The organism is Spirochaetales bacterium (assembly GCA_016930085.1).
In the GTDB taxonomy this organism is placed as follows: domain Bacteria; phylum Spirochaetota; class Spirochaetia; order SZUA-6; family JAFGRV01; genus JAFGHO01.
The window spans coordinates 1-13310 of the sequence record JAFGHO010000011.1; the positions used below are offsets into that span (position 1 = coordinate 1).

General features: G+C 49.6%; 12 protein-coding genes. 7 read left to right on the forward strand and 5 right to left on the reverse strand.

All coding sequences use genetic code 11. The annotated features are described in order from the left end of the window. Positions 1-262, reverse strand: a 262-nt coding sequence (locus tag JW881_01460; GenBank protein MBN1696154.1) for a hypothetical protein, incomplete at its 3' end; no start/stop codon positions are given. Between the two features lie 242 nt (positions 263-504). Here JW881_01460 and surE point away from each other — a divergent pair. The 6 genes from surE (at position 505) to JW881_01490 (ending at position 7174) form a co-directional block, all read left to right on the forward strand. Then, a complete protein-coding gene (surE, locus tag JW881_01465) occupies positions 505-1263 on the forward strand; it encodes a 5'/3'-nucleotidase SurE (protein MBN1696155.1) in 759 nt (252 codons plus the stop codon). After that, positions 1260-1928, forward strand: coding sequence for a tetratricopeptide repeat protein (locus tag JW881_01470; protein ID MBN1696156.1), 669 nt, complete (start codon positions 1260-1262; stop codon positions 1926-1928). The genes surE and JW881_01470 overlap by 4 nt, the downstream gene beginning before the upstream one ends. Before the next feature lie 110 nt (positions 1929-2038). Further along, the gene (locus JW881_01475; GenBank protein ID MBN1696157.1) at positions 2039-2212 is read left to right on the forward strand and encodes a hypothetical protein; all 174 of its coding nucleotides are present in this window, start codon (positions 2039-2041) and stop codon (positions 2210-2212) included. Then, complete coding sequence (locus tag JW881_01480) at positions 2205-4319, forward strand: tetratricopeptide repeat protein (GenBank protein MBN1696158.1); 2115 nt, start codon at positions 2205-2207, stop codon at positions 4317-4319. The genes JW881_01475 and JW881_01480 overlap by 8 nt, the downstream gene beginning before the upstream one ends. A gap of 60 nt (positions 4320-4379) precedes the next feature. Beyond that, the gene (locus tag JW881_01485; protein ID MBN1696159.1) at positions 4380-5579 is read left to right on the forward strand and encodes an aminopeptidase P family protein; all 1200 of its coding nucleotides are present in this window, start codon (positions 4380-4382) and stop codon (positions 5577-5579) included. A gap of 374 nt (positions 5580-5953) precedes the next feature. Continuing rightward, positions 5954-7174 carry an amino acid ABC transporter substrate-binding protein gene (locus JW881_01490; GenBank protein ID MBN1696160.1) on the forward strand — a complete coding sequence of 407 codons (1221 nt, stop codon included), beginning with the start codon at positions 5954-5956 and terminating at the stop codon, positions 7172-7174. A gap of 338 nt (positions 7175-7512) precedes the next feature. Here the strand turns inward: JW881_01490 and JW881_01495 are convergent, their stop codons facing one another. Beyond that, positions 7513-8286 carry a hypothetical protein gene (locus tag JW881_01495; protein ID MBN1696161.1) on the reverse strand — a complete coding sequence of 258 codons (774 nt, stop codon included), beginning with the start codon at positions 8284-8286 and terminating at the stop codon, positions 7513-7515. Positions 8287-8571: 285 nt separating this feature from the next. On the opposite strand from JW881_01495, the gene JW881_01500 reads away from it, so the two are divergent. Beyond that, the gene (locus tag JW881_01500) at positions 8572-10161 is read left to right on the forward strand and encodes a methyl-accepting chemotaxis protein (protein MBN1696162.1); all 1590 of its coding nucleotides are present in this window, start codon (positions 8572-8574) and stop codon (positions 10159-10161) included. A 10-nt stretch (positions 10162-10171) separates the two neighbouring features. Here JW881_01500 and JW881_01505 read toward each other — a convergent pair whose 3' ends face one another. From JW881_01505 to JW881_01515, 3 genes are read right to left on the reverse strand one after another with little or no spacing between them, the layout of a single operon-like run. Then, entirely contained in the window at positions 10172-12292 is a 2121-nt protein-coding gene (locus tag JW881_01505; GenBank protein MBN1696163.1) for a response regulator, read from the reverse strand. 1 nt (position 12293) lies between these two features. After that, a complete protein-coding gene (locus tag JW881_01510; GenBank protein ID MBN1696164.1) occupies positions 12294-12713 on the reverse strand; it encodes a hypothetical protein in 420 nt (139 codons plus the stop codon). 6 nt (positions 12714-12719) lie between these two features. Beyond that, positions 12720-13232, reverse strand: a complete 513-nt coding sequence (locus tag JW881_01515; GenBank protein MBN1696165.1) for a chemotaxis protein CheW — start codon at positions 13230-13232, stop codon at positions 12720-12722. Between the last annotated feature and the right edge of the window lie 78 nt (positions 13233-13310).

Consider the following 13310-nt stretch of genomic DNA (forward strand, 5'->3'; position numbering starts at 1 on the left):
CTTCAACCTTCGGTTCGGCTTTTACTTCAGCTTTTACTTCAACCTTTGCTGCGGCTTTCGGCTCTTCAACGGCCTGTTTCGCTTTTTTTGCTTCTTCTTTTTTGGTGAGGCCGACATTGCATATCTTGCAGATATTCATTTTTTTACTTTCAACGTCTCTTTCATAAACGATTTTAACGCCGGTTCGTTTGCAGATCGGGCATGTCCCTCTTCCGTGTCTGTATTTTTCAATGATTCCCTTGCCGCGGTGATTTTTTGACATAACTATTCATTATCCTTTCTCTATGAAATGTAGACCCTACAATAATATTTTATCCGTATCGAGTCAAGTATGGAAAACGCCATACGGTACTGTGTCTGTTGATTTGTTTCGATTATAATGGTATCTTTTATGCCGTATGAATGTCGCGGCAGGCGCGATTTTTTAGATTGAGGCGTCGCGGCGCCGCCTGATCGAATCGTAGCTATGGATATTTATAAGAAGGTGTTCTTGAGGGATAAATTATGCGAATATTGTTGACAAACGACGACGGCATTGCCGGCCGGGGATTGATGAGCCTTAAGGCGGCGCTCTCGATGGATCACGAGGTCTGGATCTGTGCCCCGTCCTGCGAGCGGAGTGCCTGCTCCCATTCAATCACCCTCAGAGGTCCCATCGTCGTTCGAAAGAAGGGTGAGCGGTCATTTATGTGTGACGGGACGCCTGCGGATTGCGTCCTCGTCGCGATAAAAGGCCTGATCACGGAACCGGTCGACCTCGTGATTTCCGGCATCAACGCCGGTCCCAATCTCGGAACGGATATCATTTATTCCGGAACGGTCGCCGGCGCCCGGCAGGGTGCCCTCATGGGGATTCCCTCACTCGCCGCGTCCCTGTGTTCGAGGGACGCCTCCGCCTGTTACGATGAGCCGGCCGGATTTATTTCCCGGAATGCCGAAACGTTTTGCCGTTTATGGTCGAATGATCACTTTTTGAATATCAATTTTCCCGCCGTTTCCGGGAACGGCATGGAGGCCGCGATCACCTTTCCGTCGATACGTAATTACCGTGATGTCCTCCAGACCTTCAACGGACCGGATGACGCGCTCTACTGCTTTTTCATGGGGGGGGAACCGGAGACACCGTTACAAAAATGGTCCGATGATTATACGGTAAAAAAAGGAATGATTTCCATTTCACCTGTCGATATACATCCCGGAAACGGATGTTCGCTTCAGAGGTACCGGATGACGGAATTCTGGAAAGGAGGCGGAGACGGATGAGTTATACCTTTGAACGGGGAAAACGGCTCTATGAGGCAAAACGATATGACCTTGCCCTCAAAGAATTCAGGGGGACGGGTATCGATGCCTCGGAAAACCTCGAATTCGCCTATTTCATGGGACTCACGCTTACCCAGCTCGAACACTATGACGATGCCCTCATGTATCTCGAGCAGATTGTCAGCACCCACCGGAGTTTCGTTCATGTGTACCAGTGCAGGATGATTTTAGGGTATATTTACGCGAAAACGAGGCGGTTCCGGCTCGCGGAGTTCGAGTTTCTGAAAACCATAGAGGGCGGTGTCCGTTCGCGGCAGGTTTACGCCTCGCTGGGCCATATCTGCTATCTGCTGAGAAAAGTGGACGAAAGTATAAAAAACCTTCGTCACTCCCTGTCTCTGGACGCCGAATATCCGAACGCCCTGAACTCGCTGGGATTTATCTACGCGGAAGAGGAAATCGACAAAGAGAAAGCGCTGCACCTCTGCAAGAAGGCGGTGAATATCAGCCCGAACAATCCATCGTATCTGGACTCTCTCGGATGGGCGCATTTTAAAATCGGACGGCCGTTCGAAGCGCAGGGGTATTTGAGAAAGGCGCTCGAACTTCTTCCAAAGAACAAGGAAATATCCCGGCATCTCAAAATAGTGACCTCCTCATTATAAACCGGTAAAAAAAAGCCGGGAATACCGGACTGTTTCCGGGAAGACCCGGCCAAAAAAACCTGTAAAGTATGTTCCTTTGCCTGTCGATACATGAAACAGAAGGTAGTAGTATGAAAATTGAAGGTTTGATGCAATTGCCACAATTATACAACCAGTCAGTACCGCAGGAACATGAATATCCGGTGATTGATGAAAAAATGATCAAATCGATTCTCTATCTGGGCCTGAAAGGGGATATCCAGATCGAGCCGGAAGAAAATCATAGTGTAGATACGTTTGCATGATTCTGATATACTCGGACATGTGAAATCGTTATTTACCCGTATGATCCTGTGCGTCGTCAAGGTTAAACACTCCATCCTCATTATCGCTTTCGTTTCATTGTGCGCCGCCGGCTTTTCCCAGGGAATCGATATGGCCGCCGTCAATGCAGAAGAAAATTTTCAATGGGGCGTCCGCGCATACCACAACGGCTATTATAATCAGGCCGTTTTTTATTTCGAAAAGGCATTGAGTTTGAAGCCGAACAATGTGACGGAGCGAATCTGGCTCGGAAGAACCCTGTATAAATCCGGATTCGAGAACGCCGCGCTGAACGAATGGAACGCCATTCTCGATCTCGAGAAGGGAAGCGCGCTTTTAGAGAATATTGTGCAGGTGATAAGCGCGAGGCGCGGGCTTCTTGCCCACCTCCTGCCGGAAGAGCCGCTCGTTATTTCGACGGTTGTCGATGCGGCGGCAAGCGGCTATTACCCCTTCAGGCGGCCCACGTCGGTGAGGCCGCTCGATGACGGAACGCTTTATATTGTGGCCTTCGGAACAAACGAGATCGTCCATATCGACGCGAACGGGACCGTTATCGATGTCCTCAGGGGGGGGATCGAGGGATTCGATCATCCTTTCGATGTACTCAGGACGGACGACGGATTTCTTTTCGTGAGTGAGTATGAGGGGTCACGGATCGCGAAGTGCACCCTCGAAGGAGAGAAACTGAAAATAATCGGAGAAAAAGGCATCGGGGAGGGGAACCTGCTCGGCCCGCAGTTTCTCGCCATGGACGGGAAGGGGTATCTCTATGTGACGGATTACGGCACCAAACGGGCCGTCAAATTCGATCAGGATGGTAATTACATTCTGTCGATCGGGACCGGAAAGGAAAGCGGCCCCGAACTCAAAGGACCGACCGGCATCGCTATTAATGGGGAAAATGTCTATGTCGCCGACAACATCCTCAAACAAATATTCGTTTTTGACGAAAGTGGGAATCTTATCACTTCATACGGCCGTAATTTCTTGAAAGGGCCGGAAGGCATCTTCTTCACGGATGCGGAGACGCTTTTTGTCGCGGACACGCGGATGTTTGCCGAAGCGACGAGGATCGTGAAACTCGATATACCGAACGAGCAGTGGAGTGAGGTCGGCGGGATCGGAGATCGGGCGGAACGGTTTCTTCATATAAGCCGGGATCCCAACGCGGATGTTTTTGCCGTCGATCATAACGCGAACAAGGTGCTGGCATTGACTCCCATGTCCGCCCTTTCCCAGGGTATTTTCGTACAGATCGAACGGATCGAGTCGCAGAATTTCCCCGAAGTGTTTTTGGATGTCGCCGTCGAAGACAGAGCCGGTAATCCGGTTGTGGGCCTGAAAAAGGAAAATTTTGTGATAACCGAATCATACAAACCGGTGGGTATGGAAAAGGCTTTTCTGTATCAAAGCGTCCGGGAAGTCCCGGTGGCGGAGATCGTGCTGCTTCTTGAAAAATCGAAGGAGGCTGAAACCTCAAAAAATGATTTCGTCAAAGCGGCAAACTCGATATATGACCGCCTCGGGAAAGCGGGGGGTATTTCGATCGTTTCGGCCGGACTGAATGCCGTACTCGAAGCGGGCCGCGAGGCCACCCGGCTCGTGAAGATGGATTCGATTGCCGCCGGGGCCTTTTCTTCCGACTGGAAGTTCGATACGGGGGTGAGGATGGCCGCGACCAGGCTGCTCGGGAGCAGGTACAAGCGGGCTGTCATCTTTATGACGCAAGGCGCCGTCTCCGGCCTTCCCTATTCCGATTACACCCTCATGGAATTGCTTCAGTACCTGAACAACAATCATATCGGTTTTTATATCCTCAATTTCGGAAACGAAGACCCCCACGAAGATCTTCGTTTTCTCTGCGAGGAGACCGCGGGAAAGGCATATTCATTTTACGCGCCGGACGGCATCAATGCATGCGTCGATCATATCATCTCGCGGGATGATCCCCGTTATGTCCTTCGGTACCAGTCCCGTGCGGACACACGATTCGGAAGGCGGTTTATCGGCGTCGAGGTGGAAGTCGTTCTCCGTAAACGGAACGGACGTGACGAAAGCGGCTACTACGGACCCATCCAATTCTGAATGGATACGGTTGAATCTTTTCGTGATCGACGCGGCAACATTCACCATGAAAGGCAGTCGATGAGACAATCATTTGTTCCGCGCGATGAAATCGACCGCCGGATCGGGCGGCTCAAAGAAAAATGCGCCGCAATCGGGAGTTCCGGCGTTCTTCTTTTCGATCCCGTCAGTATGTTCTATTTCGCCGCGACGATTCAAAACGGCGTCCTTTTTGTACCTGAATCGGGCGAGCCGGTATTGTTCGTTCGAAGAAACCTCGACAGGGCCGTTCAGGAATCTCCCCTGGAGAAGATTATCGGTTTCCGGCGCTTCGACGATATCGCGCCCTTTCTCGCAAGGGAGCGTACCCGGAAGACGAAAATCGGATTGAACGAACCGGCCATGGTTCTCATGCAATACCGGCGTCTGGTAAAATATGCGGCGGATATCGACTTTTACGATGCCTCCGGGGACCTTTCGGAAATACGTTCGATAAAATCGGATTACGAGATCGCCAAAATGCGAAAGGCGGCCGGGATAAGCGTGGAAATCACCTCCCTCATCCCGGAACTGCTCGTGCCGGGCATCACCGAATGGGAATTGGGGCTGAAACTCTTTCATGAATCCTCGCTTCGCTCCCGTCAATGCTTAACCCGCCTGAGTTCTCCGGTTTCCGAGATCCTTTTCGGCAATATCTGTTTCGGGACCAGCGCCCTGGCCCCCGTTCCTTTCGAAGGACCCGGCGGGGTGGCGGGAAAATCTCCTGCCTGTCCGTACCTGGGAAGCGACCGGCGGCTTCGCGGGGGAGATCTCGTCTACATCGATTGCGGCTATCCTTTTGACGAGTATTATGTGGACAAGACAAGGATTTTTTCGATCGGGGAGCCGGAGGAGGAGGTCCTCGAAAAACACCGCCTGTGTCTCGACATCCAGGAAAGGACGAGGCGGCAGCTCGTTCCGGGAAAGAAGGTCTCCGATATTTATTCCGATATCATGGAAAAGGTGGTGATTCCCGCCGGGTGTGAAGACGTTTTTATGGGATACGGATCGAACCGCGTCACGTTTCTCGGCCACGGAATCGGGATGGCGATCGACGAATACCCGGTCATTAACGGGAAATCGGATGCGGTGCTCGCCGAGCATATGATGATAGCCGTCGAACCCAAGATCGCCGTCCCGGATAGGGGGATGGTGGGAATCGAAAACACCTTTCTGGTCACAAGGGGGGGCGGTGAAAACCTGACCGCCGACAATGACGATATCGTTGTGGTGGAACATTAAGTGTTTTCCATCCGTGCTTCCGTTATTTTTCAATCATACGGTCATGCCCGCGTATAAAAAAAAGCAAAAACATCAGGAATTTGCCGGAAAAACATAAAAAATCACACCAAAGATTTGAATCAAAAAAATAATTTCATATACTTTCATATAAAGGAGGCCGTGTTTCCATCTGAATAAAGAAAAACGCAAGAAAACGGTGTCGAACACCTGAAGCGCAATATAAGCCGTTCGGGAATGGAAAACGCACGGGCAATCAAAGCTGAAAGGAGGTGGGAGAAGGGGTCGAAAAGAAGATTGTCGATATCATACGCCGGCCGCGGGAAAGCGGTCGGGGGAGAAGTGTTACATATTTTAATTAATAAGGAGAGGAATATATGAGAAGAAGCGGTTTTTTTATCTGCTGTGTCTTTTTTATTGTATCGATCGCGCTTTTGTTTACCGCCTGTGTGTCAAAGGAGGAGAAAACAAAGATCGTGATCGGGGCTTCACGCTCACTCAAAGGCCCGTTCGCGATCTACGATCAGATGGCCTGGGGTCCGATCTACAGGATGTGGGTCGACGAGGTAAACGCGGACGGGGGAATCTATGTCAAGGAGTACGGCAAGAAACTCCCGATCGAAACGATCATCTACGATGACGAGAGCAATCCGGAGATCATGGTCAGAAACCTCGAAAAGCTGATCGTGGAAGACAAGGTCGACTTCATCATGGGGCCGGCCGGCACGGAAATGCTCTTCGAAGCGGCGCCGGTCGCGAACAAGTACGGCTATCTGCTCCTGGCGGCGGAAGGGGGCGCCACGGAAATCAAGGAGATCATCGCCGGTCTCCCGTACCTTTTCGTCCCCCTCAGTTTTTCCGACCACAACCAGGTTCCCGTCCTTGCCGAAATTTATGAACGCGTCGGGGTTAAATCCGCAGCGATCGCCTTTATGGCGAACAACCACGGGATCGAGTATTCGAGCGTCGCGGTTCCCCAGCTTGCCCTGAAGGGGATCAATGTCGCCCTGGTCAAAAGCTTTCCCTTGGGCATCAAGGACATGTCCGGCATCATCAATGAGGCGAAAGCTGCGAACGTGGACGCCTTTCTCTGTTTCGGGTACCCGGATGAAAATCTGCTTGCGGTCGGCCAGTGCATACAGCTCGGATTCAACCCGAAGTCCTTTATATGCGGTCCCGGAGGCAATTTTACCTTCTTCCAGAAAGCCTTTGGTCCGGCCGCCGAGGGTGTCATGTCATTCGGCGCCTGGAACGAGAAAAGCTCGCCCGGTCACAAGGAACTCGCAGACAAGCTCATCGCGCGCTACGGCGAAGACATCATCGACTGGTGGGGGCACAACCTCTACTACGCCTCCCTCCAGTTTTTCAAGCAGGCGGTCGAAAAGGCGGGAACCCTCGACCAGAAAAAGATCAGGGACATCTTCGAGACGGAGAAGTTCGACACGGTTCTGGGTCCCACGTGGTTCGACGACCAGCACCTGCTTGCAACGGAATGCCACTCGGGTGAGGTCGGCCAGTGGCAGAACGGGATATTCGAGGTGATCGGGCCGGAAAACAAGGCAACGGCGGACCCGGTGTATCCGAAACCGAAATGGTAACGGGAGTCACGGCCGTAACGGGGCGCGTTATTCCGGGAGAGTTTCCCGTATAGAAGGCGGTCCCGGCAATTGTCGTACACGGACCGGCATGGATGAAAAAGAAGTTTTATTCTGTCATAATGCCGGCCCGTGTCTTTTTTTTTGTGACGGGGACGGAGGTTGGGAAAAAGAACAAAACAGACACGGATCGCCGCCGATTGTCACGGATTAAAAAAATAAGTGTGAATCCGCGTTAACCCGTGTCTCATTTTTTTTAAGGATGGAGGTTGTCGTTTTTGCAAAAACAGGACGCCCTCGGCAATGGTTGCCTGAAATGGCTGTCTGAAATGGCTGCCTGATTATCGTCCCGCCTTCCTGTAATTTTCAGGGATATATTTTTCCGTCAGTGTCTCGAAAACCCCCTCCCGGTATAACCGGTCGTTCGCGGGATTATACAGCCTGAGCATTTTCTGCCCCTGCTCAGACGAGGAAAAAACGGTATAGAGGCCGATATATTCGGTGGGAAGGACGAATGTTTTTATCTGATCGCCGCGGCCGTGTTTGTCCGCTTCGTAGAGGATGGTGACGACATCGAGCGCGAAGACCGCGTCGACCCGCTTTTTGAGCAGTATGTCCAGATTCGTCGCGAGGTATTTTTCCTTTGTCGTGTAGTCGATGATGATCGCCTCACTTTCGAGGAACGGGGGGAGAAACCCGCCCTTGACGTAGCTTATCTCCATGTCGTACAGATCGCTTTTTCTCGTAACGGCTGTAATGGGGTAATCCTTCAGGAAGGAGAGTCCGGGTCTTCCGATCATAAAGGGACTCTGCGGATAACGGTACCGTCCGGTGAGTGAATCGTCTTTGGGAAAAACCAGAATGGCGTCGACGCCGCCGTTTTCGAAATATTTCTGAAGCCGGAGCAACGGCAGCGGACCGATCCATTCGACGTTCGTCTTCAAGGCGGGAATCAGGTACTCCTGCCAGTACTCGGCGATCGGCCCGCCGGGAATCTGGTTTTTTCCCTGGAAGATGATATATGGTTCAAACTGATAATAGCCGATTCTCAATGGCTGCGCGGAAAGGGAACATGCGGCGGCGCACAGGATCAATATAATCGTTAATTTTTTCATAACATACCTCTCTGTCCGGTGATAAATTCTTCCTTCACGTCTTTGTTCGAAAAAGACCTGAGGATCGTCCCGTTAATAGATTAATAAATTTCGGTCTCAAATTCAAATTAAAATGAATGGATTGTGAAAAATCCGGTAATGGTTTCTCCCGAACAGGGCTTTCGACAATGAAAAGATATCCGCCGCCCGGTGAGGGCCAAAAAAAAAACGGAGTTTTCTTGCTTTTTTTTAAAATCTCTATAGAATTCTTTATGAAGTATTATAGAGTGAAAGCGGAGAATTAATATGAAATTAGCCACCAAAATTATTCTCATACAGATCGCCCTGACGGTATCCGTGTTGACGGTGTTCGGGCTTTTTTCCTTTATCAATGCAATCAGCCAGCTGGAAGCGACCATGAAAACGGAGGCCGATATCGCGGTTAAAAGCCTGCCGCAGATCATGGACGAGCCGGTCTGGGAATCCGACACGGATCAGGTGCTGACCCTGATGGAGGTCCAGATGCTGAACTCGAATATACTGGCCGTTTTATATAACGAGGGAGACGAGATGATAGGGAAATACGCGGATAAGGAAGGCTTCAGCCGGACATATGTCAAAAACGAGGAAACGGATAAAATATTAGAGAACAGTTTTTTCGAAAGGGAGATCCCCATCTCGCATGTCGGTGAAAAGCTGGGGACCCTGAAAATTTATTATACCGATAAACATATCGTCTCGGCGAGGAACACCCAGCTTCTGGGTCTGATCATTCAGATCATTCTGTTGAGTGTCGTCATCATCGCGATTTTCTCGCTTTTCGGGAACAGGATCGGAAAAAAGCTCAATTCGGTTATCGTGCTGCTCAATGAAATATCGGCGGGCAAGATCAAGTCACTGAAAAAAGTCGATGTGAAACAAAAGGATGAAATTGGGGTACTGGGAAAAACCTTCAATACCATGCTTTCCAACCTTCAGAACGTGTCGAACAATATGCAGACGATCATCATGAACCTCAACTCGACCTCAAAGGAGATTCAGGCCGCGGCGCAGGAACAGGCAAACAGCGCGAACATTAACGCGAGCGGCATCACCGAAGTAAGCGCCACCATGGAGGAGCTTTCCATAACGGCGAAACAGATTACCAAGAACGCGAGCGAGCTCGTTCTGGCAAGCGGGGAGGCGGTAAAATCGCTTGAATCTGGGAAAAAACAGCTCATGGAGGCGGTCGACCAGCTCGAGGAAATCGGAAAGATCAGCAAGGAAAACGCGGTCAACATCAAGGAACTCGGCAAGCGGTCGGTCTTGATCAATGAAATGGTCGAGATCATCAAGGAGGTGGCAAACGCGACCAATATGCTTTCGATCAATGCCTCGATCGAAGCCTCCCGCGCGGGTGAAGCGGGAAAGGGATTTTCCGTCGTCGCCGCGGAAATACGGGAGCTTTCCAAAGAGACGATATCATCCGCGAAAAAAGTGGAACAGGCAGCGAATGAAATACAGAATTTCATCGATTCGATCATTAGTTTCAGTGAAATCGAATCGGAAAAAGTGGTCAAAAGCGGGAGCGTCGCGAAAGGGGTAAACGAAACGATGGAAGGCATTATCGAAATCATCAATGACAATTATTCGTTTACGCAGAAGATCGATCTGTCGATCAAACAGCAGGAAAAGGGCTCGGAGCAGGTATCCGAAGCCATGAAACAGATGGCGACGAACTCGAGGCAGTCGGCCGAGATCTCGAAACAGACCACGATCGCGGTTTCCGATATCGTGCGGCTGAACAGCGATCTCGAAAAGGCGATCAAGCAATTCGACAAGGATTTCAGGAATATCGGTGAAGAAACACCGGAAAATACACCGGAAGAAACAAGGATCGATATCAGCATGGGATAAAAGGCCGGAATTATAACAAATTTTCCTTTATAATGGTATTCATCAATAATTCTTCCGAAAACTCGCTTTTATCGATGAAATAATTCACCCCCATCGAACCGACTTTGTCGATGTAGGTTTTATAGCTGCTTATCACGACGATCGGTATTTTTTTATAACGGTCGTTTTCTTTCATGAAGGCGATCAATTCAACGCCGTTCATGACCGGCATTTCTATATCCGTGATGACCATATTAATTTCTTCCTGTTCGAGCAGTTGAACGGCTTCCTTCCCGTTACCGGCCTCGAGGATAATGAGATTGTGTTTGATGAGGATTTTCTTTTCGAGATTCCGGGTGACGAGGGAATTTTCAACGAGCAGGACCTTTTTCGTACCGAAGTCCTTTGAATAATCGTGCACTTTTTTGATCCGCGTTATCGTCGCCTGCCCGTTTTTGAGAAGCCTGAAGAGCGAGAGGACATTCAGGACGGGAATCGCTTTTTCCTTGCCCGACAGCACCGCCCCGATAATCGTGTCCAGTTTTCCTTTCATTCCCGCAACTTTACGGATCAGCATTTTCTTCTCGAAAATAATCTCGTTGACGATAAATCCGGTCACCTCATCCTGATAGATGACGATGATGACATTCTTGTTTTTATCGTCCGCCGGGTTCCCGAAATTGAAAAACACTCTCAGGTCGATGAGCGAAATCTCCATATCCTCGATATTCATCACCTTCCATTGTTTCCCGGTATCGAACATCTCGTTTTCTTTCACCCGTATCGCGTATTTGATATAGGCCGAGGGGAGGGCGTACAGATTGTTGCCGAGGGAAAAGACCGTAACCGGTATGTAAGAGCTGATGAGGGGGAGTGAAATGGAAAAGATCGTCCCCTTGTTTTTCAGGGTTTTTACCGTTATTTCCCCGTTCATCTCCTTGACCGTGGTCGCGACGACGTCCATCCCCACGCCCCGGCCGGAAAAAACCCCGACATCCTTTGTGGAAAAACCGGATTCGAAAATGAAGGGAATTATCTGGTCGTCCGGAAGTTCGGGGGCTTTTTCTTTGTTGATAAGCCCTTTTTCGACCGCCTTTTCCCTGATTGCCGCGACATCCAGCCCGTATCCGTCGTCTCCGATCTCAATGACCACATTGTCGCCCTTGTTGAAGGCCTTGAGAACGATACGGGCGTTTTCCGGCTTCCCCGCCTTCTTCCTTTCGGCCGGCGGTTCGCAGCCGTGATCGACCGCGTTCCGAAGAATATGGATAAGGATCGATTTCAGTTTTTCCACGACCCCGATATCCAGTTCGACGTCCCGCCCCTCGATAATAAAGTTGATCTTTTTATGGGTATTCTCCGCCACGTCCCTTACGAGCCGGGGAAAAAGATCGAAGATCGAAGAAAGGGGGACGAGTTTCAGTTTGGTGATTTTATCCTGAAACTGTTTGGCGGCAAGTTCATAAAAGGCGAGTTCGTGAGAAAAATCCCTCAATATCGCGTCAATTTCGCCTATCGTGTCTTGATCCGGATTTTCCGCCGCGATATCTTTTCTTATTCCCTGCAGTTTGTCGAGGATATATAAAAACCTGTTCGAATATCGCGGGAATGCGCTGCTTATCCCGATCAGACTGTCGATTTTTTTCATGTTTATATTGAGGATTTCGATTTTCTTCTCTTTTTTGTCCTTTTTCGAATCGGATTCGGTGAGGCTTTCATCCTTTTTCGCGGGAGTTTTTGTCTCTTTTTTTTCGACCGGCGGGTTTATTGCCTGCTCCTCTCCCTTAAACCCTTCGCCGGGTGTAAAAGAGGAAAGATCGATCGAAACCAGCTCGTCCGGAAGTTTTCCGACAGCATTATCGATGGCATCGAGGAGATCGAATACCCGACTGAACATCGCGGGGTCCGCTTTCGCCTCTTCCTTTTCCAGCAGCCCGAAGAGATCTTCCAGCTTGTGGGCGGCTACACTGATGCTTTCAAACCCGAGCATCCTCGCGTCTCCCTTGAGGGTATGTACCTCGCCCTTTATGGCTTTATATATTTCGCTGCCGCCGCCTTCTTTTTCAGCTTCAAGAAGGAGGTTGTTCACCTGGGTGACGCACTTTGCCGCGGCCTTCTTGAAAATTTCGACAATCTGGGGATCGAAACTCATATTATCCGTCCTTTATCATGGCATGAGTGAAATGGGAAAAGGTGACAAGCATGACCGTTGTCTTCTGCACAACGACAAATCCCCATACGACAAAGGGTTTTTGTTTGCGCCTTATATAATCGGGAACGACCGATATGTGTGAAACGGGAACCTCAACGACATCGGTGACCGGGGGGATCGCGATAAACATATGATCGACCGGGGGGTCGCTGCCGAGTACGATGAGTGAACTGTACTCTACTTCACCGGGTATACGGAGGATGTCTCCGAGCCTGTATATGTTCCGTTGTTTTTTCCGGGGACCTTTTTTATCCGAAGACAATCCGGTGACATCGGTGATCACCTTCTCGACTTCATCAAGCGAACATCCGATATATCTGTCTGCGATCTTTAATCGTAAAATCTCGATACTTTCCGCCATAATCTTTTATAATATATAGTGTGATAAAAAAAGTTTCGGTATATCCATGATGCTGACCACCGTACCGTGATAATCGAACTCATCCGAAATGAATTGATCTTCTTTTTTGGCGGTCACATCCTTGATTGTCCTGATATCTTTGACATCGACCGCCCTCATATCCACGATGTTTTTAATGGGAAACGAGATTTTAAACTGGTTTTCGATAACGACGATCTTCATGAGGTTGAGTTCCCGTTCGTCGATGTGAAGGAGTTCGGAAAGGGCGAGAACGGGGATGATTTCTCCACGGACATTGATGATTCCCAGAATATAGGAGGGAGTAAAGGGAATGGGCGATATCTCGTTATCGTCCTTTAAATCCAGTACTTCACGCAAATATTCTATCTGTATGCCGATCAGCCTGGTCTGGCAATCGATGATCAGATATTCCTTGGTAATACGTTCTTCCTGTTCTTTTTCTCCTTTTTGTTTATCGATCGCCCGAATTATTTCTTCTACCTTGTTTTTTTGTTTCATAGACAGGTACCTTTCGTCACCGGAAAAAAATGATGGTGCTTTCCGCCACTTAAAAGTATACGAACACTTAAAAGTATA